Here is a 23430-nt window from a genome sequence, read left to right on the forward strand (position 1 = left end):
GTAGCCGTCCGGTTCAGCTGGCGTCAGTGGCGGACCGCATCGACGCCGAGTATGCGAGGGTGGACGACATGACGGTAGAACGGTTCGAAGTGCAGCGGCAGGTCCCCGCGTCACCCTCGGAAATCTTCACACTGCTGTGTTCCCCCGAAGGGCACGTAGCGATCGACAGCTCGGGCATGCTGCAATCGGCGGAGGGCAAGCCCGTCACCGGCGTCGGCGACGAGTTCATCGTGCACATGGATCGTGAGTCCCTCAACGATTTCCCGATGGGCAAATACGACGTCACAGTGATCATCACCGAGTTCGAGCAGGACAAGCAGCTCGAGTGGACGATCTCGGGCGCCATCCAACCGCCGATCGAGCACCTGTACGGATATCGCCTCGAGCCCAGCGACATCGGCACCCTGGTCACCTCGTACTACGACTGGAGCAGGATCGCGCCCCGCTACCGCGAAGCAGCTATCTTCCCGATCATTCCCGAGTCCGCGCTGCGGGCCACTCTCGGCATCCTCGCCCGCACCATCAAGAAGTAACCCAGCGCCCCGAAAGGTAGCGCCGGGAACTCGGATCCGGATCGCGGCGCTAGGGTTTGCGGCCGACGCCGCCGACGATGCAGTTGCGGACGTCGGAGAGGGGGGTGAGGTGGGGGCCGTCGGACCACCAGTCGTCGCAGCGGACGAGGCCGGGTTCGACCATGTCGAGGGTGCCGAACATGGCTTGGATTTCGTCGCGGGTGCGGAAGCGGCCGCTACCCATCGGGCTGTGGATGAACTTCTCTTCCATTTTCCGGGCCAGGTCGCTGTATTCGGCGGTTTCCGGGTCGTGGAAGTGGGCGATCGCGACGAACGAGCCCGAGGGCAACGCGTCGATGTAGGTCTGCATGAGGGCGGGGCCGTCGTCGCCGAGATAGTGGTGCAGGGTGCCGATGTGGAACAGCGCCAGCGGGCGGGTGAAGTCGAGTTCGCGGCGGACCGTCTCGTTGCCGAGAACTTCCAGGGGGCGGAAGATGTCGGCTTCGGCGATGCGGGTGCGGCTGTTGCTGGCCAGTAATGCCTGCGCGTGGACGAGCACCGACGGGTCGTTGTCGACATAGACGACCTTGGACTGAGGATTCACCCGCTGGACCACCTGGTGGGTGTTCTCCGCGGTGGGCAGACCCGATCCGAGATCGAGGAACTGGTCGATTCCCGCCCTGGCCAGGAATCGGCAGGCGCGGATCAGGAAGTCACGGTTGGCCCAGGCCAGGTCGTTGACCTGCGGAGCGACGGTGCGGACCTGGTCCAGCACTGCGCGATCCACGTCGTAGTTGTCCTTGCCGTTGAGTGCGGCGTCGTAGACACGCGCGATACTCGCACGGGTGGTGTCCACCCCGACCGGAACAGCGCTGGGGTAGGCGGCAGAAGAATGCGACATCGGGAGCGCCTTTCGAGCATCGGAGCCAACTGGACGAATCAAGCCTAGAGCATCAGTTACTTTGGCAGACAAGCTATTCCGACTCCATCCGGGGCAGGCCGCGAGCGGGGTATCGGGAGTACCCGTATCGGTGGGCTCCTATTCATCCTGTGCATCCGGTCCCAGGATCTGAGCATGATCCAGATGCTCAAACCAGCCCCGGTGCCCGATTCGGTGGTGGGCAGGCGGTCGATCGCCGTGCTCGTCGTCATCCTCACCGGCCAGTTCATGACGGTGCTCGACGGCTCCATCGTCAATGTCGCCATTCCGTCCATTCGGTCGAGCCTCGACACCGGTGGGGCCGCACTGCAATTGATCGTCGCCGGGTATGTGATCGCGTACGCGGTGTTGCTGATCGGCGGTGCGCGCCTGGGTGATCGGTTCACGCAGCGACGCACCTTCATCGCGGGGCTGGCGGGGTTCACCCTGGCTTCACTCGCGTGTGGACTGGCATGGAACGAGCTGTCGCTCATCGTGTTCCGGTTCGGTCAGGGCGTCGGGGCGGCCGCGATGGCGCCACAGGTGATGACGTTGATCCAGCGCACCTTCGCCGGGGCGGCGCGAGCCAGAGCCCTGAGTATCTATGCGGCGATCGTCTCCGGTGGCCTGCTGGCGGGCCAGATTCTCGGCGGATTGATCGTCGACGCCGATCTGGGCGGCACCGGTTGGCGTGGGGTGTTCCTGGTGAATGTGCCGATCGGCATCGCACTGCTGGTGCTGGCTCCACGTGTCCTCCCGGTCACCGTCGCCCGCACCGATCGAACGGTCGACGGGCTGGGCTTGGTGACGCTCACGGCCACCGTATTGTTGCTGGTCGTGCCGCTGGTGCTCGGCCGGGAGCTCGGGTTTCCGCGGTGGTCGTGGCTGTGTCTCGGAGCGGGTGTGCTCGGGCTGGCGGTGTTCGTTGTGATCGAGCGGGCGGTCGCCGGGCGCGGCCGCGATCCCCTGTTCGCGCCGCAGGCGCTCGGCGCGCCCGGTCTGCTCGCCACTGCCGCCACCCTGCTCATGGTGATGGGGACCTTCGGCGGCTGGCTGTTCGTGAGCGCCATCCACATGCAGAGCGACCTCGGCTACAGCGCGCTGCGGGCGGGCATGCAGTTCTTGCCGATGGGTGCGGCGTTCGCCGTGGCCGGACTGTCCTGGCAGCGCGTTCCGGCCACGCTGCACGCGAGGATGATTCCGTTCGGGCTGGTGATGAGCGCGGCCTCGCTGGGCTGGCTCGCGTGGCTGCTGGGCGACGGCGCGGGTATCGGTATCGCGGCGTCGATCGCGTTCGGGGTCTTCGGTCTCGGTAACGGGCTGGCGTTCAGCCCGTTGATGACACGGGCATTGGCCGCGGTACCGGTGACACTCGCCGCCGACGCCAGCGGCATTCTCGTCACCAGCGTGCAACTGGGGACCGTGGTCGGGATCGCGAGCATCGGGTCGGTGTTCTTCGAACTGGTGGGAGCGACCGCGTCATCGGCGGCCGACGCGGTCGCGGTCGTGCATCTGATCTGCGCGGCGATCACGCTCGTCGCCGCCGTCTCGGCGGCACTGGCTGTGCGCGGGATCCACCGCTGAGCGTGCTGATCGCGGCGCCACCGGTCCTGAGCTAGCGTGACACCATGCACGAGCTCAGGGCCGGTGACCTTTTCGCCGGCTATCGGATCGAGCGGGTGCTCGGGGCGGGCGGGATGGGGAGTGTGTACGCCGCCCGGCACCCGCGGTTGCCGCGTCTGGTCGCGGTGAAATTGCTGCACTCCTCGTATTCGGCGGATCCGGTGTTCCGGGGTCGATTCGAGCGCGAGGCCGATCTCGCGGGGCGCCTCGATCATCCGAATATCGTGGCGATCCACGACTGCGGAAACGAGGACGGGCGGCTGTGGATCGCGATGCAGTACGTCGCGGGCAGCGACGCGGAAACGGCGCTGCGCACAGGGGCTGTGGCACCGCGGCGGGCGTTGCACATCGCACGGTCGACGGCGGACGCGCTCGATTGCGCGCACACGGCCGGGCTCCTGCATCGCGATGTCAAACCCGCCAATATTCTGCTGAGCGAGAGCGCGGGCGGCAGCGGTGAGCGGGTGCTGCTCACCGATTTCGGCATCGCGAAGGCAGTCGACGAGGGCGCAGCGCTGACCGAGACCGGGACGTTGGTGGCGACGCTGCGCTACGCGGCGCCCGAACAGCTCGACGGGCGCACCGCGGGCGCGCGGTCGGACCAGTATTCGTTGGCGTGCACGCTGTTTCACCTGCTCGCGGGGCGCCCACCGTTTACCGCGACCCATGCGGGGGCGTTGATCGGTGCGCATCTGATGCAGCCGGTGCCGCGGATCAGCGAGATCGCGGCGGGCATGCCCGCTGCGATGGACGCGGTGTTCGCGCGCGCCCTCGCCAAGGATCCCGATCATCGATTCGCCAGTTGCGCGGCGATGGTCGCGGCGGCGTCCACGGCCCTGACCTCCGGAACCGCTCCAGCTCATCCGATGACCGGCCCCGTCGGACCGGCTCAGCCGATCGACCACCTGGTGCGAGGGCCGCAGGTCAGCCGGGTGGGCCCAGACGCGGTAGCTGGGACCGGCGTCGCGGGCAACCCGACGTTCGGTGTCGGCAATCGGGCCGAGCTCGACACCGCCACTCGTACTGGAGCGCGTCGCCGCAACGCCGGGTGGTGGGTAGCGGGCGCACTCGGGGCGGTCGCCATGATCGCGATCGGAACTGTGGTCCTGTCGATCCGAGACTCCGGGAGCACCGGCGCCGTTCCGACGAGCGCAACGGTCGCGCCGACCACCACCGTCGACGCGTGGGCGGCGGCGCGGCCCACGATCGCGATGTTCCCCGACTTGCTGCCCGCGAGTCCCGACAGTGCAGGGTATCGGGAACTGCGGTGCAGTTTCGCGACGAAGAGCGCGGAGGCGATGTGGGATACGGGGTTCGACTGCACCGACCGCGAAGGACTGCACGTGCAGGTGATGGCGCACAAGGATTCCGGGACCGTCGGACGGTTCGTCGCGACCCTGCCCGCCGGGGCGACCCAGCAGCCGCGGTCGCGGTACGGCAGACCGCTGACAGTGCACAGTTTCAACGGCTCCACCGGACCATGGCTGCTGGTGCGATTCGACGCCGCGCCGTATTCGACTGTGCTGCTCCAGGTGTACTGGAAGGGCCACACCCATCAGGAGATGATCGACCAATGGTTGAGCACCGCACCTCTGTGACCGCACGACTGGCGCTGGGCTCGCTCGCCGTTCTGCTCGTCGGCTGCGGCACCGTCGAGGGCATCGCGACGCCGGGTGAGATCGACGTCCGCCCCCTCGGCGTGGGCAGTTATACGACGGCGCCCGCCGATATCGAGGCGGGCCGAAAGTCCACGGACGGGCCGATTCTGGAAGGGCTGCGGATGGCGGGCGCGGTGGTGTTGCCGCACGAGGTCGATCCGGCGCTGACCCACAGCTGGGGCACCGATGTCCTGGACACCCCACGGCGGGCTGCGGACACCTCGGCGATCTCGAATGTGAATCTTCCCGTGCTGGAACGGCATCGGATGATCGTGGCCTTCGACGTCGCCGAGGGCAGCCAAGCCTTCGACAAGGCGAGACCGGCGATCGAGACCGACGCGCGGATCACCAGGGTGGTGCTGGCGCGGTTTCCCGGCGCGAAGACCGCCGAGGAGGCGGCGCGGGAACTCGAGGCGACCGATTTCCGGGTGAGTCCGGACAATCAGCCGGTGTCGATCCCCGGTTACGCTGCCGCACACGCGCATTGGCGGCCCGGCATCAAGACGATCGGTGCCACCTTCGCCCACGGCGAGATCGTGGTGAGCATGTTCCTCCAGCATCCCTCGCCCGACATCGACGCGCTGGCCACACGCGTCGCGGCCGTCCTCGACGCCCAGATCCCCCTGCTCGACAAGTTCACCCCGACCGCGCCCGACCGGATCGCCGAGCTACCCCGCGATCCCGACGATCTGTTGCGCCGCACCCTGATTCCCGGCCCGGCCAATCAGCAGATCGCCATCTCCTCGCGCGAGTTCGCGGCGTGGACCGGCCGTGCGGGACTGCACTACCGCCCCACCGAACCCGCAGAGCTCGGCGCGGCGTGGGATCACGGTGGCGTGGACAGCGTGGCGAATTCCTACAGCACCACGCTGTTCCGGTTCCGTGACGAAGCCGCGGCCCTCGCCTTCGGCACGACATGGCAGAACACACTCAGCGCGGCAGCGCATCCGGTCGCGGCGCCCGAGGGCCTGCCGCAGGCGCGGTGCGCGGAGCGGCGTGCAGGGAGTGCGCCCGCACTGACCCGCTGCTATGTGAGTTACCGGCGCTACGGCGCGTTCGTCAGCGGCGCCGAACCCGCCGGAGTTCGCCAGCAGGCCGCGGCACAGTACGCGCTGCTGGCGAACGCTCAGTAGTTCGGTGCTGGTCTAGATCAGAGCTGGGCTTCGATCGCCTGCACGACCTCGGCGGCATCGGGGGTCGTGCGCGGGCGGAACCGGCCCGCGACCGTGCCGTCGCGACCGACGAGGAACTTCTCGAAGTTCCACTGCACGTCGCCCGCCGCGCCCTCGGCGTCGGCGGCCTCGACCAGCGCGGCGTAGAGCGGGTGCCGGTCGTCGCCGTTGACATCGGCCTTGGCGAGCAGCGGGAAATCGACGCCGTAGGTGACCGAGCAGAATTCCTGGATCTCCTCGGCGCTGCCGGGCTCCTGGCCCATGAACTGGTTGCTCGGGAAGCCGATCACGGTGAAACCGCGCTCGCCGTAGGTCTTCTGCAGTTCCACCAGGGCGCCGTACTGCGGGGTCAGGCCGCACTTGGAGGCCACGTTGACCAGCAGTACCGCCCGCTCGCCAGCCAGCTCACCCAGTGTGGTGTCCTCGCCCGCCAGGGTCTGCACCGCAATGTCTCGAATGTTCGCGCTCATCACATCACCACCAGATCTCGTCTATGTCGGTTCGATCGCCACCGTACCGGAGCCCGATCGGCGCGCAAGTGTCCCGCTCGGCGAGAGAATCTGTAACACGTTCTTGTTTTGTGACGCGGTTCACGGCACCATTCCTATGGATGGGCGGTGATGCCCGCACCCTGAGCACCGGAGGAAGCCCGTGAGCGACCAGCCACATCGGATCGATACCGTCCGCCCGCTGCGCGCGAGCGAGGTGACGCAGTGGGATTTCGACGCCGATGTGGTGGTGGCCGGTTTCGGCATCGCCGGCGTGTGCGCGTCGATCGAAGCCGCGCGAGCGGGCGCGAAGGTGCTCATCCTGGAACGGACCGGCGGCTGGGGCGGCGCGGCGGCGCTGGCGGGCGGATTCGTCTACCTCGGTGGCGGCACACCGCTGCAGAAGGCACTCGGGTTCGACGACACCCCGGAGAACATGGCGGCGTTCCTCACCGCCGCGCTCGGACCCGGCGTCGACGAGGCGAAGATCAAGGACTACTGCGCGGGCAGCGTCGAGCACTACAACTGGCTCGTCGACTGCGGAGTGCCGTTCAAGGAGTCGTTCTGGGGCGAGCCCGGCTGGGAGCCCCCGCACGACGAAGGCCTGATGTACTCCGGTGGCGAGAACTCCGCACCGTTCCTCGACATCGCCGAACCCGCTCCGCGCGGCCACGTTCCGGAGCTGGCGGGTAAGAAGATCGGCGAGCGCAGCGGCGGCTACATGCTGATGAAGCCACTGGCCGACACCGTGGCCGAGCTCGGCATCGACGTCGAGTACGACACCCGCATCCGCCGGCTGGTCGTCGACGACGAGGACCGGGTGGTGGGCGTGCTGGCCACCACCTACGGCAAGCCCGTCACCGTGCGCGCCGCGCGTGGTGTCGTCCTGGCCACCGGCAGCTTCGCCTACGACACCGAGATGATCGACCGCTACACCCCGCGCCTGAGCGGCAGGCCCGGCGCGGCCATCGAAGAACACGACGGCATCGGCATCCGGCTGGCTCAAGCGCTCGGCGCCGAGCTGGCGCACATGGATGCCAGCGAGGTGGCCATCTTCGGCGATCCGCAGATGATGGCGCGTGGCATCCTCGTCAACGGACGCGGCCAGCGCTACGTCACCGAGGACACCTATCCCGGCCGCATCGGTCAGGCGACGCTGTTGCAGAACGACAACCAGGCGTTCTTGATCATCGACGAGACCTCGCTGGAAGAGGCGCTCGCCACCGAGAGCGCCACCCCGTTCTTCCGCTTCCAGCCCAAGTGGGTCGCCGAGACGGTCGCCGAGCTCGAGGCCGAGATGGGCCTGCCCGCACAGACATTGCAGACCACCGTCGCCACCTACAACCAGCACGCCGAGCACGGCACCGACCCGCTGCTGGGCAAGAAGCCCGAATGGGTGCGCCCGATCAAGGGGGCGCTGGCCTGTTTCGACCTGCGCGGGTTCACCGCCGGGTTCACCCTCGGCGGGCTGCGCACCGACCTGGATTCGCGGGTGCTGCACGTGAGCGGTGAGCCGATCGAGGGCCTGTTCGCGGCGGGTCGCTGCACGTCCGGCCTGTGCGCGTACGGCTACGTCAGCGGGGCCTCGCTCGGCGACGGCAGCTTCTACGGCCGTCGCGCGGGCAAAGCGGCGGCCGCGGGCTGAACCGCGGACGACCCACCGCACGGGTTCTGTCAGTACTCTGCTTGCAGCGTCACGCCCGACGACGAGTCCGGCTGGGCTCACGGTCTTTTCACGCCCGGGAGCAGGCGCGCCGAACGAAGACGCAATGCAGATCGGAGTTGGACAGTGCAAGCAGGTGGGACGTCCGCGGATTACGTGATCGTCGGCTCCGGATCCGCGGGGGCGGTGCTCGCGAATCGGCTCAGTGCCGACCCGGGCACCACGGTCGTGCTGTTGGAGGCAGGTCCGGCAGACGACGACAAGTTCGCCCACATCCCGGCCGCGTTCTCGAAACTGTTCCGCAGCGAGCGCGATTGGGACTATCTGACCGAGCCGCAGCCCGAGCTCGGCGACCGGCAGATCTACTGGCCGCGCGGCAAGACCTTCGGTGGCTCGTCATCGATGAACGCGATGATGTGGGTCCGCGGCTTCCGCGCCGACTACGAGGAATGGGGGCTGCTGGCGGGCGAGAAATGGAATTTCGCCGCCGCGGTGGAGCAGTTCCGCAAGATCGAGAACGTCCAGGACGCACAGTTTCCCGACGAAGGTTCCAAGGGGCCCCAGCACGTACAGCGCCAGCGCAGCCCACGCGCGTCGACGCACGCGTTCCTCGAGGCCGCGCGGCAGGCCGGCCACGAGCTCGAATCGGCGAACCGGCCCGCGCCCGAGGGCTTCACCCAGACCATGGTGACCCAGCGCGACGGCAGGCGCTGGAGCACCGCCGACGGGTACCTGCGTCCGGCGATGAAGCGGGCGAACCTGACAGTGCTGGCCGAATCGCTGGCCACCCGGGTGCTGTTCGAGGGCACCAAGGCTGTGGGCGTCGAATACCGCAGCGGCGGGCAGACCCTCACCGTGACCGCCGATCGTGAGGTCATCCTGTGCGGTGGCGCGGTGAACAGCCCCCAGCTGCTGCAGCTTTCGGGCATCGGCGATCAGGACGAGCTGAAAGAACACGGCATCGAACTGGTCGCGCACTCCCCCGAGGTCGGCGCGAACCTGCAGGATCACCTCATCTCGGCGCTCGGCTACAGCGTGGACTCCGATTCGCTGTTCACCGCGGAGAAGCCCCTCGAACTGATCAACTACCTGGTCCGCCACCGCGGGATGCTCACCTCCAATGTCGGTGAGGCATACGGCTTCGTGCGCAGCGCGCCGGACCTCGAGCACCCCGACCTGGAGCTGATCTACGCTCCGGCGCCGTTCTACCACGAGGGTCTGGTCGAAGCCACCGAACACGGTGTGGTGCTCGGCGCGATCCTGCTCCGCCCGCGCAGTCGCGGCAAGATCAGCCTGGCCTCGGCCGATCCGACGGCCAAGCCGGTGATCGATCCCCGGTATCTGTCCGATGCCGAGGGCGCCGACCGGGCCGCGCTGACCGCCGGACTTCGGGTGTGTGCCGGGCTCGCCGCGCAGCCCGCGCTCAAGAGCGCGCTGGGCGCGTTGATCTACCCGCCCGAGGCACCCGAGGATCTCGAGGCGGCCATCGCGCTGACCATCGAACAGTTCTCGCACACCCTCTACCACCCGATCGGCACCTGCCGGATGGGCACCGATGCCGCCAGTGTCGTCGCCCCGGACCTGAAGGTTCGCAGCGTCGAGGGTCTGCGCGTCGCCGACGCGTCGGTGATGCCGCTGATCATCCGCGGCCACACCAACGCCCCCGCCATCTTCATCGGCGAACAGGCCGCGGACTTCATCCTCGCCGAGGCCTGACCCAGGTGCTGGTGGCGCGCGGGCACGGGCGCGCCACCAGCTGCCTCATGCTCCCGCGAGGCCCAGCGAAGCGGCCGCGAGCAGCAGGTACGGCAGCGGATAACCCAGATCCGCGTACTGGCGCGCCCGCAACACGGTGAATTCGGCGGCGACGAAATACAGCACGAGCCCGGCCGCGGCTGCCACCGCCAGCGGCCGATAGGCCAGACCGGCGAGCAGACCGAGTCCACCCGCCGCCTTGATCAGGGCCAGCGGCGTGAGCGTCCAGGGCGCGATGCCGTAGTGGCGCATGTTCTCGCGTACCCAGTCGGCGCGAACGACGTCGATCAGGGCAGCTGCCAAGGCGGCGACGGCCGCGAGCACGGTGACGACGAGATAGGTGGTGTGCATCGGATCAGATCCTCCGGTTTCGGTGATCGGCGCCTCTGTCATCGTGGAGACAGCCGCCGTGATGGGACAGCGAGTGCCGTCCTCGGATAGACGACCGGCGCGAGCGAAAGGTGACCGATGCGCACTGACCGGACCGAAGTGTCGGCGCGCGCGTTCGAACAACGGCGCGACCGCCTGCGTGGCGTGGCCTTTCGGATGCTGGGTTCGGGAGCCGAAGCCGAGGACGCGGTACAGGAGGCGTGGTTGCGCTTGGCCGGGACCGATACCGAGATCGCCGATCTCGACGGCTGGCTCACCACGGTGGTATCGCGGATCTGCCTCGATATGCTGCGCGTCCGTACCCGTCGCGCCGAGATAGCGTCCCCCGGGACTTCCGTTCCGGTGGCGACGGGGGCGGGTGTGGATCCCGAAGCCGAAGCGGTGCGGGCGGATTCCGTCGGGCGGGCGCTGCTGGTCGTTCTCGACACGTTGGGCCCCGAGGAACGTGTCGCTTTCGTGCTGCACGATCTGTTCGCGGTGCCCTTCGCCGAGATCGCGCCGATGCTCGGGCGCACGCCGGCCACCACCAAGAAACTCGCGAGCCGGGCCCGGCTGCGTGTGCACGCGCCCGCCCGGGTCGAGCCGGCGGAACTACTCGCGCATCAGACCGCGGTGACGGCTTTTGTGCAGGCTGCTCGCGAGGGCGATCTCGGCGGACTGCTCGCGGTGCTCGCACCCGACGTGGTGCGAACCGCCGACCCGGCGGCGCTCTCGCCCGGAATGGCCCTGGTCGTGCGCGGCGCCCGCGCCGTGGCCGACGGCGCTCTCGCGTTGCGGCGGCGCTCGCGCGAAGCGGTGCTGGTGCTCGTCGACGGCAGGCCCGGCCTGGTCGTGCCGGGAGCCGACGGACCGGATTTCGTGGTGACGTTCCTCGTGCGCGGTGGGCGCATCGCGGCTTACGACGTGGTGGCCGCGCCAGCTCGGTTGGCCGCGCTCACCCTGTCGCTGCTGCCCTGATCAAAACCCGCGAACGCCCGGATTCCGCGTTTTTGCACTCGATGCAATGTTGCGGTCACTGCGTCGATCGCGGTCAGAGGGCGGGAACGCGGGCGAATCCCAACGGTGGAGTCGGCACGGGGCCCGAACGGAGTTCGTGGCGGAAGTCCGGGAGCAACGGCAGCATGTCGACATTGCGAGCGGCGTAGCAGCGCACCATCGGCAGCGCTCGCGAGACCTCCGCGCGTTCGACCGGCTCGGCGTCCACGAACGCGAGGGAGTCCAGACCCAGGCCGAGGGTGCCTGCGATGCGGACGATCGAGGCGGACTTGCGCCCCCAGCCCACCTCGACCGCCGAGAACATCTCGTACAGACCGTGGCGGTACAGCGTGTGCATGGTTCTGGCTCGGTCACCGCGTGCGGCGACAGCATGGAGCACACCGCGCTCGCTCAGTTTCGTCAGCGTGCGCAGTGCCGGTGGGCGCGGCGTGGTGCCGGTCTCGTCGTGGACGACACCCTCCCACAGGGTCTCGTCCAGTTCCCAGACCAGACAACGGACGGCAGGTCGCATGGCGCTGAACTCTACAACCACTGATAGCTAAGAACCAGACTTGTGATCCGTCACTACGGCGACCGCCAGGGCTGGGCCCCCTACCCAGAACCTGACAATCCATTCCGGTTTCCTTTGTCGTTCGTTAGGGTGGGGTTCGCTGGACAGCGGGGGGTACAGCCGAAACTGGCGAAGGGAACACAGATGTCCGTCCACAATCCACCCCGACCGTCGCTGACCGTCTCGGGCAAGCCGATGTCGTTGCCACTCAAGGACGTTCGCGCACTCTCGCGGCAGATGGTCGGCCATTTCGTCGCTACCGTCGCACCCTGTGGCACGCTACCCGGTGACGCCATCTCCGGCGATGTCACCACGATCACCCGGATCTGCCTGGAATTCGCGGTCGGCATGCTCGACGGGCGTGATGTCCCGAGCCAGCTACAGCGCCTGCAGGACGCGGCCAGCGCGTGGGCCCGGGAGGGCGTACCGATCGACACGATCCACCACTCGATCGCCGAGGGCTTCAAAATCGGCCTCGACCTGGTGGTATCGAGCGCGTCGGGCAAGGATTTCGACAGCCTGGTCGGCGGCGTCAAAGTCGTGATGGAACTACTCGACACCATCACCGCCCAGATCTCGCTGGCCTACGTGCGCGAGCTGCGCGGCGTGGTCAGCGAGCACCACACCGCCGTGCACACCCTCACCTCCGCCCTGCTCGGCGGGCACAGCACCTCGACGATGGCCCGCGAATGCGGCATCACCATCGCCGAGACCTACGCAGTCTTCGCCCTGGCTATCCCCCAGCACCGCGAGGAAGCCAACCCCGCACTGGACTCGAAGGTCGTCGCCCGCCGCAAGTTGCGCCGGGTACAAGCCGAACTGGCCAAGCGCTGCGGCGACTCGGCACTGTCGCTGCTCAGCGTCGACGGCGGGACGGTGCTGATCCCCGCCAACGCCTTCGACCGCGAGGGTTTGACCGCGCTCGTCGCCCAGCTCTCCCAGGCGGCCCAGGTCGGCATCACCGCCGCGATGGTCGAAACGAGCACCACCGGGGTTCCCGATGCCGCCGATCAGGCCCACGAGTTGCTGGACATGGTGCAGCGGCTCGAGGTGACCTCGGGTCTGTACCGCTTCGACGAGCTCGCCCTGGAATACCAGCTGACCCGTCCCGGGCCCGGCCGCGAATTCCTCGGCTCGCTGCTGGATCCGCTGGATCAGTACCCCGAGCTGCTCGAGACCCTGCAGCGTCACATCGCCAACAACCTCAACCGGCAGCGCACCGCTCGCGTGCTGCACGTGCACACCAATACGGTCGACTACCGGCTCAAGCGGATCGGCCAGCTCACCGGCTTCGATCCGACTCAGCCTTCGGGGCTGTGGTACCTGCGTTCCGCACTCGTCGCGCGCAGTTACCGCTCCGTTCCGGCCTGATCCCCGACACGACGAAGGCGCTGCTCACCATGGTGGGCAGCGCCTTCGTCGTGCTCAGTGCGGGCGGGTCAGAGCGAGCCGCCGCCACCGACCAGCCACGGGTTGAACGCGCAGGTCAGCTGCGGGTTCTGCACCGGGTCGAGCGCGCGAAGCGCGATCGAGAGGGCGCGCGGTGAGTACATCATCGTCAGGTGATCGGAGATGTCCTGCTCGCAGCCGTCCTGCAGGGTGATGTTGTGGACCGTCGCCCCCGGGCCTGCCTTCATGAAGGTCAGTTCGTAGGGGTTGGTCACCTCGTCGTAGCGGGTACCGACGATGGTGTAGTCGACACCGGCGACGGTGTCACCGCCGGCATTGAGGTTGTTGACGAAATCCGAGCCGATCGTCTGCTGGATTCCCGCGTGCCCGACGAAGATCTCGATCGGACCCAGGATGTCGATGCCCAGGTTGTTGATCATGCGACCCAGGGCGCCGATGCCGTCGAGGCTGGTGCCGTGGTGGGTGGCGCCGAAGGTGATCAGCTTGTTGACCTTGGCCGCCCCGCCCTCGAACTTCGTGTAGTAATTCGCCATCGACCCACCTTGGGAGTGCGCGATGATGTCGACCTCGTCGGAACCGGTCGCGGCGAGCACGCGATCGACGAACGCCGCGGTCTGCTTCGCCGAATCCTCGATGTAACCGGTGCCCATCACGCCGGGCAGGAACGAACCGAGGCCGCCGCCCTCCATGATGTTGGAGCGACCGTAGTTGAACGTGAACGTGCAGTAGCCGGCGTCCTTGATGGGCTGGCCCATGTAGGCGTACCCGTTGTAGGCGTTCATCCAGGTACCGTGCAGCAGCACGACCGGGCGAGGATGCTCGGCCGTCGGCTTGCAGTTCCAGTCGTTCGTCCCGGGCGCGGCCGCATCGGGGTTGCCGAGGCCGTAGGCGAACGCGGCGAGGAACGCCGTCGACTCCGGTCCGTACGCACCGGGATCGGAGGAATAACCGCCCGAGGAACCCGAGCTGGAACCCGAACCGCCGTAGCAGTCACCGGACCCGTTACCGGAGCCGGCGCCACTGCCGGAGGTGCACGCCGACCCGGAGCCGGCGACCTGCCGGCCTTCGGAGATGATGCCGGCAAGATCCTGCTCGGTCGGCGCCGAGGCGGGAGCCGCGCTCGCCCCCGGCCCGGTGAACACCATGGAGAGAGCGCCGACTCCGGCGAATACCGCCGTGTGCAGCGTGCGCCTGCGACTGGGAGATTTCATGTGTTGACTTGTCTTCCTGTGCGATTCGAATATTCGTCGCCCTTTTCTTCCGGGAGAACGAATGGCTTGTCGAAACCGCCCAAAACATAAGCCGCAGAATTACTTACGAGACGATTGTCACGCGCGGTCTGGGCAGGTCACCACAGCCCCTCGAAAACTGCCATGACAGGGCACAGGAAAATATTCAGCACTCGCTACGTGCCGCGACTCCGAGAAGTCGCTCGTCGAGCCACAGCACCGCCTCCGGATAGCCCGTCGCCGCGCCGATGATGTGCTCACCGAGCACGCCGCGATACACCGCGTTCGCCCCGAGTTCGCACTGCTCATCGTAGAGATTGCGCGCGCCCTCGGCGGGAATCCACCACTCCTGGTCGCCGTTGTAGATGTAGAGCGGCGTCGACGACCGCATTCCTTGCATCCGGGTGATCTCGTAGATGTCGGTGGCCAGTTCCGAACGCAGGGGGTCGGCGATGTTGGCGCCCACATCGATCGGCAGTTGCAAGATTCCCGGCACCGCGAACACGCTGGCGCACGTATCTTTCATAATCGAGGTGGTGACCCAGCGCCCGAGATTGTTCATCGCGGCGAGGATTTCGGGTCGCTCCCGTCCGATTGCGAAGGTCGCGGCCATAAATATTCCGGATGCGAGGTTGGCATTCATACTGCGCGAGAGGATTTCGAAGTCGGCGGGCACCCCGCCCAGTGCCGCACCGACGATGACGTCGGCCAGTTCCGGTGCGTAGGAATCGATCAGCTTGGCCGCACCGTGGGTGGCGATGGCGCCACCGGAATAGCCGGTCATCGCGAATCGGCTGTCGCCGTAGGCCGCCGGGTCACCACCGCGCACCGCCCGGATCGCGTCGAGCACCGCGTGCCCGGCGACATACGGTTCGGCGTAAGCCATCCACGGGCCCTCGTGGTCGGGCACCAGGACCGCGTACCCGCGCAGGACCGCCAGCTGCGTCGTCGGCGGAATGAACTCTGTCGAGCTCGACTGCGATGTCAGGCCGTGCGCCAGCGAGTAGCCGGGAGTGCACTTGCGACCCAGCGCGTCGATGGGCAGGTTGTTCACCAGCACAGGGCGATCCCCCGGCCCGGTCCACTCGGTGGCGGGCACGATCAGGGTCGCGGTGGCATAGGACGGCCTGCCGTGGGCGTCGTCGGTGCGGAATTTCAGCAGCGTCGCCGAGCGGATGGGGACCAGGGTCAACCAGGCCGCGGTCGCGGTGACGTCGCGGGATTCGATCAGATCGCCGGGCGACAACTCGTCGAGCCCGGCCGGCCACTGGTCGAAGATCGGATCGCCGACCGCCGACGGGAGCACCGCCGCGTGGAGTGCCGCGAGTTCGGCCGCCGGATCGGCGGCGTTCGCCGGGATCGGCGAGGGAATCACCTGGTCGATCCAGCGCTGCAGATCGGGCAGGAAACCGGGTGTCCCCAGCTGCGGCACCGGGAATTCCTGGGTCGGCGGCGGCTCGGCGGCCGCGGTACCTGCCGCACAAGAGACGAGCAGCAGCACCGAACCGATAAGTACTCGAACAGATCTCATGGCACACACGCCTTCGGGTGGCAACGGATTCGTCGATGACGTGCCACTATGCGGTGCTCCGACCCCTACCGAAACTCCCCCACCGCGCCGTCGTCAGATCCTTCACGCTACGGGGCGCGGCGAACCGACTTCGGCGTTGTGCCCGAGTCGTGTGCGCAATGCCGCTGTATCGCAACAAGAATCGTCGATGGCGACGCGAATCGGCCCGGATCCGCTTCGGGGCGAGCGGATCCGGGCCGATCGAACCGGCTCAGCAGGTGCTGGGCGCCGGTTCCCCCTGCAGCCGGGCATCGAGCCAACTCAGCGCGGAAGGCAGTCCGAGCACAGCTGCGGTCAGATGGTCCGGGGTCGGCGTCTGCTGACTGACAACCTTGGCGCCCGCGGCACACCAGCGATGAGTGGTGGAGGTGATCGCCTCGACCGGGATGAGGCCGTCGATCGGCGAATGCCATTCGAAGACAGGCATTGTCGGCGCGCCCGGATACAGCTCGAGGCTGTTCTCCTCCACCACAGCGCGAGCTTCGGGATCCTCCACCAGTGAGGTGGTGGCCGCGAAGTCGAGGATGCCGCGCCCGGCTCCCGCCCCGAGGATGTCGTTGGTGCAGGCGTCACGGATCGACGCGCGGGCGGCCAAACCGCTGGCATTCATCTGATCGCTGATCGGGAACCGTTGGGGGTATTCCCGTTCGAGCCCGATCCCCGCGGCCAGCGCGAGACCGAACACGGGATGTGAACCGAAGCCGAGCCCCTCGAGCATCGACACCAGGTTCATCGGCACCCCGCCCATCGCCGCCCCCGCGATCTCGAGCTCGGGCGCGTACTCGGGCTGCAATGCCGCCGCCCACGCCGTCGCCATGCCGCCACCGGAGTACCCCGCCATCGCGACCCGGCTGCCGCCGACCCGCAACTGCTCGACCTGGCGCACCGCGCGGATACCGTCGAGGGTCACCTGGCCGCCCAATTTCGCTGCCCCGTAGGCGAAATTCGGTCCGAGGTGGTCGGGCACGGCCATCGTCCAGCCGCGCTTGAGCGCGTAGTTCCAGGCCACCGCCTCGCGCACCATCAGGTCCGGATCGTCGGTGTAGAGGACCTTGGAGACCGAGCAGCGCGTGCCGAGCCCGTTGATGATGTGCTGGTAGGACAGCACGGGGGCGTCGGTGCGGTGGTTGTTCGGCTGCAGCACCGTCGTCGTCGCGGCGATCGGGTCACCCGCGGAATTGGTGGAGCGGAACTGGATCAGGGTGATGGTGGTGTCGGGGAATATGGCCAGCGCCGGCATCTGCCGTACGCCGAGTACGTCGCCGGGCTTGTGCTCGGCAAGGTCGGCCGGCTGGCTGTAGAAGGGGTCGGGGTCGGCGGTCGGGTACAGCGGTGTGGTGTGGCCTGCCGCGGCGGGGACCACGGTGAGCACCGCTGCCGCCAGGCAGACCAATAGTGTTCGGCCCGGCCTACTGTGTCGTGCCGCGGCATCCCAGATCATGCGGCTGTCCCTCCCGTGTCGCTGCTGTCGAGACCGATCTTCGCCGGTACCGTGGCTCCTCGTCGACGGGTCGCCGCGAACATCGGCGGAGCTCACAACCTCATCTGTGTGCGGTTGTGACCGGAGGCAGCACGCCGATATGCGGGCGCACCGCCGCGGCGACAGGTGGATTGTGAGATCTCCAAGCGAAATCGGAACGTGTTCCTCTCGATGGTGCAAGACCTACCGTCGAGTAGGAAGGCGCTCACCAGTGCCGGGGCGAAAGGAGCACGCCATGATTCCCACCGACGAGAACATCGCCGCCACCCTCCACCGCATCGACCCGAACGAGATACCGACCCGGCGGATCACGGTCTACTTCGACGGCCCCACCCCCGAGGACGCACTGGTCCTGGAATACGCCGCGACCCAGGCCGAGGCGTGGGAGTTCACCTCGGCGGCCGTGCATTCCGGCCTGCTGGTGACCGTCGACGGCAATGTCGGCCCCGGCCTGCGCCGGCTGCCCTGCCGGTCGCTGTGGCACTGACGCTCGCGGCGCCGCACCGCCGGCCGCACTAGGCTGGCACGGCGGGCGCTGCTCGGCCCGCGGTGACAGAAAGGGCATTCGTGACACGGTGGCAGTTCCCGCTCGCACTGGCCGCGGCGGCCGTCCTCACCGGCTGCGGCTCGGCAGACACCACCGAGGTCGCCACCCCACCCAGCACCACCGCCCCGACGACGACCACCACCACCAAGCGGGTGCCCGCCACCATCGCGCCGCCCACCACCACCGTCGACCCCTACGCGGGCCTACCCCTGATCGATCACGTGACCTGGACCGAGAACGTCGACGGCCCCCGTCTGCTCGTCTTCCCCACCCAGGCGGGCCGCAAGACCGCCGCGCCCGGCACCGACGAACTCGCGTGGCAGGAAGTACGTGCCCTCGACGCCGACGCCGACGCGCCGGGGATGCGCGACCAGTTCGTCTGCCACTGGGTTTGGGCCAGGATGGTAGCGCCCGACAAGCCGAGCTGGAATCTCGAACCGTGGCGCCCCGACGTCGGATATCAGGCCACGGTGGCGGCGAACTGCAATCCCGGCGGCCCCGAACGCTGATAGGAGCATCCCATGCGCATCGTCATCGCCGGTGGACACGGCAAAATCGCTCTTCTGCTCGCCCAGGTACTGACCCGGCGCGGCGATCACGTCCACGCCCTCATCCGTGAACCCGGCCAAGCCGCCGATATCGCCGCGACCGGCGGCGTGCCGGTCATCTACGACATGGAACGCGACACCCCCGCCGACCTCGCGGCCGCGGTCGCCGGTTCGGACGCGGTGGTGTTCGCAGCGGGTGCGGGCGCGGGTAGCGGTGCCGCGCGCAAATACACGGTCGACCTCAACGGTTCGGTACAACTGGCCGACGCCGCCGAGCACACGGGCGTCACGCGGTTCGTGCAGATCTCCACGATGGGCGCGGGCAGCCCGCCCGCGCCGGGGACCGATGAGGTGTGGGCCGCCTATATCGACGCCAAGACCCGCGCCGAGCAGGACCTGCGGACTCGCGAGCTGGAGTGGACGATCCTGCGACCGGGCCGGCTCACCGACACCGAAGGCAACGGTCTGATCACGCTCGGACCGCCGCCGATTCCGCGCGATTCGGTGCCACGCGCCGATGTCGCCGCGACACTCGCGTCGATCTTGGTCGCGGACAACACTTTTCGACGCACACTGGAGCTGGTCTCCGGATCGGAGACGATCGAGTCAGCGGTCGCGGCCATTTGATAGCCACAAATTAACTATCACAACATATTTCGCCCGTTGAACGCCATTGTCGTCAACTCGCGCCACATTGTCGTCACCTGATGAACACGGCCAGCCGCCGGTCACGCCGATATTCGAGCGCCACATATGACGGAGATGGTGGCGCTACCCTGGATTCGCCGCTCAGAAGCCGGGAAATGCACCGCATCGAGACGGAATCGATCGTGCAGATGTGCTTGCATCTGAAAGTCTCCCCGTCCTAAACTCAGGGCCGCAACACAATTCAGGGGACAGTCAGGGGAGGCCGCGAGCGGCACACCCGGGGCCAGGATTGCCTTGGGTTTGCCACTGCCTGAGAAGCACAGGGGCATTCACATGAACAACACCACGGGCCGTTTCGGCCTCGCCGATCGCGCGGCGGCCGATCACCCAGGCTCCGCTCGATGGTCCAGGGAAAGCGCGGTCGCCTTCGTCATCGATGCCGTGGAATCCACCGGCGCGGCGACCCGCAACGATTTCGATATCGACCGAATCGTGACCACTGCGCACGAACTGGCCGATGACTGGGATCTGCAAACGCTGACTCCCGATACTTTCTGGCGTATCGCCGCCGGCTGTATCCGGTACTGACCACGATCGGTACCCACGGATCGACTGTCCCGCCTCTCGCGCGCAGTCCGATCAGCTCTCCGTGTGTTCGATTCCGCCCGACCGATCAGCTCCGCTCGGCTGTCAGTCCCGCTCGGAGTAGGACAGCAGTATCTCGCGTGAGCGATCCGGCCGTTCGGCTTGAACGCTGAGCTGATCCATCACCGATAGATACATCGCGAGGTCCTGGCGGCGCTCGAGGTAGAGCGCGCTGGTGAGTTGCTCGAGGTAGACGATATCGGGCAGTTCCGGCTCGCCGAAGCGCAGAATGCTGAACGAACTACCCGCCGCCGCGTGCCCGCCCGCCGAGTACGGCAGCACCTGCACCGTCACGTTCGGCAGTTCCGAGAGCTCGGCCAGGTAGCGAAGCTGGGCCCGGTGCACGTCACGTCCGCCGATCGGACGATGCAGCACGGCCTCGTCGATCACCGCCCACACCACCGGCGGGTCGACCCGGCGCAGGACATCCTGGCGTAACTGCCGAACCTGGACCCGGCGGTCGGTTTCGGCGTCGTCGAAACCGAGGGTGACGATCGCCCTGGTGTACTCCGGCGTCTGCAGCAGGCCGGGTACCAGCTGTGCTTCGTAGGTGCGGATCTGGCTGGCCGCCTGCTCGAGCCCGAGATAGGTGCTGAACCACGACGGCAGCAGGTCGCTGTAGCGATGCCACCAGCCGGGTTCGCTTGCCTGCCTGGCCAACTCGAAGAACGAGGTGCGTTCCACCGGGTCGTGCACGCCGTAGAGCGTGAGCAGATCCCGGATGTCACGTTCCTTGAAACCGGTGCGGCCCAGCTCGAGTCGGCTGATCTTGGCGTGCGAGCCGCGGATCGCGTCGCCCGCGGCCTCGCGGGTGATGCCTTTGCCCTCGCGTAGCTTGCGCAACTGGCCGCCGAGCGCGATACGCAACACGGTGGGGCCACGGTCGACAACAGGTTGTACGCGACCGATCTCGTCGGGTTCAGCCGTCATGGACCCAGATCCTACCGATTACCCGGTGAGGTAGTCGAACTCTCCGGCCTTCGCGCCGCGGATGAATGCGTCGATCTCGGGCCGGGTGTAGAAGATCACCGACCCCTGCGGGTCGCGCGAGTTGCGTACGGCGACCGAGCCGTCGGCGGCTTCGGCGACCTCGACACAGTTGCCGCTGGGGTTGCTGTAGGTGCTTTTGCGCCACGCACCGTCTCCCGGGCGTTCACGCTGATCATGCTGCATTCCGGACATACCGCACTCCTCGTTGTCGAATGATGCCCACCGGTACGAAAATTGCAGATGCACGCACAAACGTTCTTGCATCTGCCTTGCGCGATGGGGACATTAACACGCGAAACGCCACCGCGCACCGGTCGGTACTTACCCGGCGTCATGACCGCGGCCAGGCGCCGACCGTCTCGTCCAGCCCCCTGAATTCGTAAGCGCCGCAACCCCATCGCGAGCCGACACGGCCGCAACGAGCGTGCAGATGTGCTTGCATTCGAAAACGAACCGCCCGTAGACTCAGGCCGCAAGATCACCGGGAGGTACCGCGGCTCCACCAGCCGGGCGGGCCTCCCGTCGCCGAATGGGAGGGGACTCGATGAGCAGTCCGTTTCAGCGACACCTCGGTGCCGCAGGCGCACCGCCCACGGCGTGTAGCGACGAGCCGAACGGGCTCACCTACCGTCAGGCGCGCGAGATGCTGAGCCAACACGACATCCATGGTCCGCAGTGCCGTCAGTGGCTGGCCGCTGCCGCGTACCTGTCCGCGGGACTGGACGACGAATAGTGCGGTCGTAACGTCTTCGTGCTGGTCAGACCGGTTCCGACAGGTCATGCTGGTGGGCGACGATCGATCCGGACAGGTGGTGCGCGTATGCGGATAGCGGAGATCCTGCGCAACAAGGGCAGGGCGGTCACGACCGTGCCGCCGCAGACCACCGTGCGCGACCTGCTCGCGGCGCTGGCCGACCACAATATCGGCGCGGTGGTCGTTTCCCCCGATGGTGCCGTGATCACGGGCATCGTCTCCGAACGCGATGTGGTGCGTCATCTGCACGCCCACGGCGCCGCGCTGCTGGATCGGCCGGTCACCGACATCATGACCGCCCGGGTTCGCACCTGTGGGCCCGATGAGGATGTGTCCTCGCTGCGCGATGTGATGACCGAGCACCGGATCCGGCACATGCCGGTGGTGAAGTCCGACCGGCTCATCGGCATCGTCAGCATCGGTGACGTGGTGAAGAGCGAGATCACCGAACTGGCCGCCGAACGTGAACACCTCGTCGAATACCTGCAGGGCAACTACTGAGCCCGCCACCGACCGGCGACACCGAAAAGCCTTGCGCCTGAGAATTCTTCGCGAGCTGTACCAGAAACGTGCGTATCGTTGAGCGGGTGCACCCCGTCCGGCCCGAGCTCGCCGCCGCCTCGGCGATCCGGCACGCGCCCACCCCGGTGCCCGCCTCGATTCGCACGCGGTTTCCGGCCCTGGCCGATCCCGCGGTGGTCTATCTCGACAGTGCCGCGACGACGCAGAAGCCCGATACCGTCATCGCGGCCGTCACCGACTACCACCGCGAGCACACCGCCAACGCGGGCCGCGGCACCTACGGCTGGGCCACCGCGCTGTCGGCGCGGATCGCCGACGTCCGTACCCGGGCGGCCGGTTTCCTCGGCGCGCACCACAGCGACGAGATGGTGTTCACCAGCGGAGCCACCGCCGCACTCGGCGCGATCGCGCACAGTTGGGGCCTGGCCGAGCTCGACGACGGCGACGAGATCCTCTACAACCCGGCCGATCACGCCGCCAATGTGCTGCCGTGGCACCACCTGCGCGACACCCTCGCCAGGTTCGGGCGCCGAATAGTGTTGCGGCCCTATCGCAGCACCGCTACCGGCGAAGCCGACATCGACGACATCCTCGCGCGGGTCGGTCCGCGCACCCGCCTGATCACCACCAGCCATCTCCATCACGTGTACGGCGGGCTCACCACCCTCGAGGAATTGCACGGCCGGATCGACCCCGAGATCCTGCTGTGCTTCGACTGCTCGCAGAGCGGAGGGCACCTGCCGGTCGACGTCACCGCGCTGCGAGCCGATTTCGCGGTCTTCGCGGGACACAAGATGTTCGGTACGCCCGGGATCGGCCTGCTGTACTGCCACCGCCGGGTGCACGCCAGGCTGCACCCCTTCCTGCCCGGCGGGAACACCGGGGTCAGGATCACCGAAGACGGTCTCGTCACCACCGGAATGCCCGAGCTGCTCGAAGGCGGTACCCACAACATCCCCGGGATCCTCTCCCTCGCACCGGCTTTCGACCTGCTCGACGAGCTCGACCGATTCGCTGTCGCCGAGCACAACCGGGTGCTCACCCTGCGGTTCATCGACGGCCTGCGCGAGGTCCCCGGGCTCGACTTCCTCCCCGGGCCGGCACACGCCACCTGCGCCGTCGGCTATGGGATCGTCTCGTTCACCCTCGACGCGATCAGCGCCGCCGACCTCGGGTTCGTCCTGGCCGATGCCGGTTTCCTGGTGCGAACCGGAGCGCATTGCGTGCCCTCGGCCGACGCCGGGGCCGGTTCGGTGCGGGTGAGTACCCACCTCTACAACACCCTCGACGAGATCGACCGATTCGTCGCCTGCGTGGCCGGCCTCGCCGGTGACGGGCGCTGAACAACCTGTCCTTCAAGC

At 67.7% G+C, this 23430-nt stretch carries 24 protein-coding genes; 15 read left to right on the forward strand and 9 right to left on the reverse strand.

Annotated features, from left to right (window positions below; genetic code table 11):
* The first annotated feature begins 68 nt into the window (after positions 1 to 68).
* Positions 69 to 533, forward strand: coding sequence for an SRPBCC family protein (locus ACWGCN_RS10910; RefSeq protein WP_387444365.1), 465 nt, complete (start codon positions 69 to 71; stop codon positions 531 to 533).
* Between the two features lie 49 nt (positions 534 to 582).
* Here ACWGCN_RS10910 and ACWGCN_RS10915 read toward each other — a convergent pair whose 3' ends face one another.
* Entirely contained in the window at positions 583 to 1413 is an 831-nt protein-coding gene (locus tag ACWGCN_RS10915) for an SAM-dependent methyltransferase (RefSeq protein ID WP_452457635.1), read from the reverse strand.
* A gap of 183 nt (positions 1414 to 1596) precedes the next feature.
* Here ACWGCN_RS10915 and ACWGCN_RS10920 point away from each other — a divergent pair, with 183 nt between their 5' ends.
* The 3 genes from ACWGCN_RS10920 to ACWGCN_RS10930 are packed head-to-tail and all read left to right on the forward strand — an operon-like array spanning position 1597 to position 5845.
* On the forward strand, positions 1597 to 3015 hold the full coding sequence (locus ACWGCN_RS10920; protein ID WP_452457636.1) for an MFS transporter: 1419 nt from the start codon (positions 1597 to 1599) through the stop codon (positions 3013 to 3015).
* Between the two features lie 44 nt (positions 3016 to 3059).
* On the forward strand, positions 3060 to 4652 hold the full coding sequence (locus ACWGCN_RS10925; protein ID WP_452457637.1) for a protein kinase domain-containing protein: 1593 nt from the start codon (positions 3060 to 3062) through the stop codon (positions 4650 to 4652).
* Entirely contained in the window at positions 4649 to 5845 is a 1197-nt protein-coding gene (locus tag ACWGCN_RS10930) for a DUF7373 family lipoprotein (RefSeq protein WP_452457638.1), read from the forward strand. Before ACWGCN_RS10925 ends, ACWGCN_RS10930 begins: the two co-directional genes overlap by 4 nt.
* A 17-nt stretch (positions 5846 to 5862) precedes the next feature.
* Here the strand turns inward: ACWGCN_RS10930 and ACWGCN_RS10935 are convergent, their stop codons facing one another.
* A complete protein-coding gene (locus ACWGCN_RS10935; RefSeq protein WP_452457639.1) occupies positions 5863 to 6354 on the reverse strand; it encodes a glutathione peroxidase in 492 nt (163 codons plus the stop codon).
* A gap of 181 nt (positions 6355 to 6535) precedes the next feature.
* Between ACWGCN_RS10935 and ACWGCN_RS10940 the strand changes: the two genes are divergently transcribed.
* Positions 6536 to 8017, forward strand: a complete 1482-nt coding sequence (locus ACWGCN_RS10940) for an FAD-dependent oxidoreductase (protein WP_378631374.1) — start codon at positions 6536 to 6538, stop codon at positions 8015 to 8017.
* 144 nt (positions 8018 to 8161) lie between these two features.
* Positions 8162 to 9751, forward strand: a complete 1590-nt coding sequence (locus ACWGCN_RS10945; RefSeq protein ID WP_452457640.1) for a GMC family oxidoreductase — start codon at positions 8162 to 8164, stop codon at positions 9749 to 9751.
* A gap of 45 nt (positions 9752 to 9796) precedes the next feature.
* On the opposite strand, the gene ACWGCN_RS10950 is transcribed toward ACWGCN_RS10945, so the two are convergent.
* On the reverse strand, positions 9797 to 10141 hold the full coding sequence (locus tag ACWGCN_RS10950; RefSeq protein ID WP_378996034.1) for a DoxX family protein: 345 nt from the start codon (positions 10139 to 10141) through the stop codon (positions 9797 to 9799).
* Between the two features lie 117 nt (positions 10142 to 10258).
* Between ACWGCN_RS10950 and ACWGCN_RS10955 the strand changes: the two genes are divergently transcribed.
* On the forward strand, positions 10259 to 11137 hold the full coding sequence (locus tag ACWGCN_RS10955; protein ID WP_378996037.1) for a sigma-70 family RNA polymerase sigma factor: 879 nt from the start codon (positions 10259 to 10261) through the stop codon (positions 11135 to 11137).
* A gap of 73 nt (positions 11138 to 11210) precedes the next feature.
* Here the strand turns inward: ACWGCN_RS10955 and ACWGCN_RS10960 are convergent, their stop codons facing one another.
* Positions 11211 to 11687 carry an HAD-IIIC family phosphatase gene (locus tag ACWGCN_RS10960; RefSeq protein WP_378631370.1) on the reverse strand — a complete coding sequence of 159 codons (477 nt, stop codon included), beginning with the start codon at positions 11685 to 11687 and terminating at the stop codon, positions 11211 to 11213.
* Between the two features lie 183 nt (positions 11688 to 11870).
* Between ACWGCN_RS10960 and ACWGCN_RS10965 the strand changes: the two genes are divergently transcribed.
* Positions 11871 to 13097 carry a PucR family transcriptional regulator gene (locus tag ACWGCN_RS10965; RefSeq protein WP_378631369.1) on the forward strand — a complete coding sequence of 409 codons (1227 nt, stop codon included), beginning with the start codon at positions 11871 to 11873 and terminating at the stop codon, positions 13095 to 13097.
* Between the two features lie 68 nt (positions 13098 to 13165).
* Here the strand turns inward: ACWGCN_RS10965 and ACWGCN_RS10970 are convergent, their stop codons facing one another.
* The 3 genes from ACWGCN_RS10970 to ACWGCN_RS10980 form a co-directional block, all read right to left on the reverse strand.
* Positions 13166 to 14347, reverse strand: a complete 1182-nt coding sequence (locus ACWGCN_RS10970) for an esterase/lipase family protein (RefSeq protein ID WP_379314825.1) — start codon at positions 14345 to 14347, stop codon at positions 13166 to 13168.
* A gap of 184 nt (positions 14348 to 14531) precedes the next feature.
* Entirely contained in the window at positions 14532 to 15896 is a 1365-nt protein-coding gene (locus ACWGCN_RS10975; RefSeq protein ID WP_379314826.1) for a lipase family protein, read from the reverse strand.
* A 250-nt stretch (positions 15897 to 16146) separates the two neighbouring features.
* On the reverse strand, positions 16147 to 17376 hold the full coding sequence (locus ACWGCN_RS10980) for a lipase family protein (protein ID WP_452457643.1): 1230 nt from the start codon (positions 17374 to 17376) through the stop codon (positions 16147 to 16149).
* 274 nt (positions 17377 to 17650) lie between these two features.
* Here ACWGCN_RS10980 and ACWGCN_RS10985 point away from each other — a divergent pair, with 274 nt between their 5' ends.
* From ACWGCN_RS10985 to ACWGCN_RS11000, 4 genes are all read left to right on the forward strand, one after another.
* On the forward strand, positions 17651 to 17902 hold the full coding sequence (locus ACWGCN_RS10985; RefSeq protein WP_378631365.1) for a hypothetical protein: 252 nt from the start codon (positions 17651 to 17653) through the stop codon (positions 17900 to 17902).
* A gap of 80 nt (positions 17903 to 17982) precedes the next feature.
* Positions 17983 to 18471, forward strand: coding sequence for a DUF2599 domain-containing protein (locus ACWGCN_RS10990; RefSeq protein WP_452457644.1), 489 nt, complete (start codon positions 17983 to 17985; stop codon positions 18469 to 18471).
* A 12-nt stretch (positions 18472 to 18483) separates the two neighbouring features.
* A complete protein-coding gene (locus ACWGCN_RS10995) occupies positions 18484 to 19137 on the forward strand; it encodes an SDR family oxidoreductase (protein ID WP_387444342.1) in 654 nt (217 codons plus the stop codon).
* A gap of 354 nt (positions 19138 to 19491) precedes the next feature.
* Positions 19492 to 19746: a hypothetical protein gene (locus tag ACWGCN_RS11000; RefSeq protein WP_378659728.1), complete on the forward strand. Its 255-nt coding sequence runs from the start codon at positions 19492 to 19494 to the stop codon at positions 19744 to 19746.
* Positions 19747 to 19848: 102 nt separating this feature from the next.
* Here ACWGCN_RS11000 and ACWGCN_RS11005 read toward each other — a convergent pair whose 3' ends face one another.
* Entirely contained in the window at positions 19849 to 20733 is an 885-nt protein-coding gene (locus ACWGCN_RS11005; protein ID WP_378992032.1) for a helix-turn-helix domain-containing protein, read from the reverse strand.
* Between the two features lie 18 nt (positions 20734 to 20751).
* Complete coding sequence (locus tag ACWGCN_RS11010) at positions 20752 to 20985, reverse strand: DUF397 domain-containing protein (RefSeq protein ID WP_056817490.1); 234 nt, start codon at positions 20983 to 20985, stop codon at positions 20752 to 20754.
* 352 nt (positions 20986 to 21337) lie between these two features.
* On the opposite strand from ACWGCN_RS11010, the gene ACWGCN_RS11015 reads away from it, so the two are divergent.
* The 3 genes from ACWGCN_RS11015 (at position 21338) to ACWGCN_RS11025 (ending at position 23412) form a co-directional block, all read left to right on the forward strand.
* Positions 21338 to 21526 (forward strand): hypothetical protein, encoded by a 189-nt coding sequence (locus ACWGCN_RS11015; RefSeq protein ID WP_067445892.1) that lies wholly within the window; start codon positions 21338 to 21340, stop codon positions 21524 to 21526.
* A gap of 87 nt (positions 21527 to 21613) precedes the next feature.
* Positions 21614 to 22048, forward strand: coding sequence for a CBS domain-containing protein (locus ACWGCN_RS11020; RefSeq protein ID WP_378992030.1), 435 nt, complete (start codon positions 21614 to 21616; stop codon positions 22046 to 22048).
* Between the two features lie 86 nt (positions 22049 to 22134).
* Positions 22135 to 23412, forward strand: coding sequence for an aminotransferase class V-fold PLP-dependent enzyme (locus ACWGCN_RS11025; RefSeq protein WP_452457645.1), 1278 nt, complete (start codon positions 22135 to 22137; stop codon positions 23410 to 23412).
* Positions 23413 to 23430: the final 18 nt, after the last annotated feature.

The sequence above is a fragment of the Nocardia sp. NPDC055050 genome (genome assembly GCF_053608345.1).

Coding starts and splice junctions, on each gene's coding strand:
- ACWGCN_RS10910 (WP_387444365.1), top strand. CDS start 69: ATGACGGTAGAACGGTTCGAAGTGCAGCGGCAGGTCCCCGCGTCACCC.
- ACWGCN_RS10920 (WP_452457636.1), top strand. CDS start 1,597: ATGCTCAAACCAGCCCCGGTGCCCGATTCGGTGGTGGGCAGGCGGTCG.
- ACWGCN_RS10935 (WP_452457639.1), bottom strand. CDS start 6,354: ATGAGCGCGAACATTCGAGACATTGCGGTGCAGACCCTGGCGGGCGAG.
- ACWGCN_RS10915 (WP_452457635.1), bottom strand. CDS start 1,413: ATGTCGCATTCTTCTGCCGCCTACCCCAGCGCTGTTCCGGTCGGGGTG.
- ACWGCN_RS10980 (WP_452457643.1), bottom strand. CDS start 17,376: ATGATCTGGGATGCCGCGGCACGACACAGTAGGCCGGGCCGAACACTA.
- ACWGCN_RS10995 (WP_387444342.1), top strand. CDS start 18,484: ATGCGCATCGTCATCGCCGGTGGACACGGCAAAATCGCTCTTCTGCTC.
- ACWGCN_RS11005 (WP_378992032.1), bottom strand. CDS start 20,733: ATGACGGCTGAACCCGACGAGATCGGTCGCGTACAACCTGTTGTCGAC.
- ACWGCN_RS10965 (WP_378631369.1), top strand. CDS start 11,871: ATGTCCGTCCACAATCCACCCCGACCGTCGCTGACCGTCTCGGGCAAG.
- ACWGCN_RS10975 (WP_379314826.1), bottom strand. CDS start 15,896: ATGAGATCTGTTCGAGTACTTATCGGTTCGGTGCTGCTGCTCGTCTCT.
- ACWGCN_RS10925 (WP_452457637.1), top strand. CDS start 3,060: ATGCACGAGCTCAGGGCCGGTGACCTTTTCGCCGGCTATCGGATCGAG.
- ACWGCN_RS10960 (WP_378631370.1), bottom strand. CDS start 11,687: ATGCGACCTGCCGTCCGTTGTCTGGTCTGGGAACTGGACGAGACCCTG.
- ACWGCN_RS11020 (WP_378992030.1), top strand. CDS start 21,614: ATGCGGATAGCGGAGATCCTGCGCAACAAGGGCAGGGCGGTCACGACC.
- ACWGCN_RS10985 (WP_378631365.1), top strand. CDS start 17,651: ATGATTCCCACCGACGAGAACATCGCCGCCACCCTCCACCGCATCGAC.
- ACWGCN_RS11015 (WP_067445892.1), top strand. CDS start 21,338: ATGAGCAGTCCGTTTCAGCGACACCTCGGTGCCGCAGGCGCACCGCCC.
- ACWGCN_RS10950 (WP_378996034.1), bottom strand. CDS start 10,141: ATGCACACCACCTATCTCGTCGTCACCGTGCTCGCGGCCGTCGCCGCC.
- ACWGCN_RS11000 (WP_378659728.1), top strand. CDS start 19,492: ATGAACAACACCACGGGCCGTTTCGGCCTCGCCGATCGCGCGGCGGCC.
- ACWGCN_RS10955 (WP_378996037.1), top strand. CDS start 10,259: ATGCGCACTGACCGGACCGAAGTGTCGGCGCGCGCGTTCGAACAACGG.
- ACWGCN_RS10970 (WP_379314825.1), bottom strand. CDS start 14,347: ATGAAATCTCCCAGTCGCAGGCGCACGCTGCACACGGCGGTATTCGCC.
- ACWGCN_RS11010 (WP_056817490.1), bottom strand. CDS start 20,985: ATGTCCGGAATGCAGCATGATCAGCGTGAACGCCCGGGAGACGGTGCG.